Source organism: Bradyrhizobium sp. PRIMUS42 (assembly GCF_023006515.1).
Classification (GTDB): Bacteria; Pseudomonadota; Alphaproteobacteria; order Rhizobiales; family Xanthobacteraceae; genus Bradyrhizobium.
This window is the reverse complement of sequence record NZ_JALBGZ010001454.1, coordinates 1-623: the sequence shown is the minus strand read 5'-3', so window position 1 is coordinate 623 and position 623 is coordinate 1. Positions and strand designations below refer to the sequence as shown.

Sequence of the window (623 nt, the reverse complement as noted above, 5' to 3'; positions counted from 1 at the left end):
GGCAGGGCCATCTCGCGCAGCAGCGGCAGCGGCACCGTGAGGATCACGCGATCGCAGCCATGCACATCGCCGCCGGTGCAGTGAACGGCCACCGTGTGGCCATGCTCTTCGATCGCCGACACCACACAACCGAGATGAATTGTGACCCCGCGCCGGCGGCAGTCCGCCGCCAGAAAGTCGATCAGCGCGCCATAGCCGCCATCGATGCGCGCCTGCGGTGCGTGCCCGCCATCCATCCATTCCTCGCGCAGCGCCAGCGTCGAGGCGCGCTCGGGGTCGGCCGCGTCATAGCCCTCGACCATCCGCCCGATCGAATGGCGCATCGGCGCATAGTCATCCCCGGCAAAATGCCGGCGCAGGAACTCGGCGACGGTGAGATCGTCCTTCAAGTCCCTCAGCACGGCTTGAAGCTCCGCCTCGTGCGGATCGTCGCCCTGTCCGCGCGAGAGCGTCGTCCCGTCGACGCTCCACTGCTCGCCCTCGATCGCTTGCAGCGACAGCCCGGCCTCACGCAGCAATCCGCGCGTGATCGGCGCCTCGCCATGGACGAATTCGGCGCCGCCCGCAGCGGGATAGCCGAACTCTTCAGCCGGCAGTGGATGGATGCGGCCGCCGCAGCGCCC

Annotated in this window: 1 protein-coding gene; it reads right to left on the bottom strand. The window is 69.0% G+C overall.

Going from position 1 to position 623, the window contains the following annotated elements; genetic code table 11:
* The coding region (locus MOV75_RS41025; protein ID WP_247008561.1) for an FAD-dependent oxidoreductase at window positions 1–623 on the bottom strand (623 nt) is incomplete at both ends.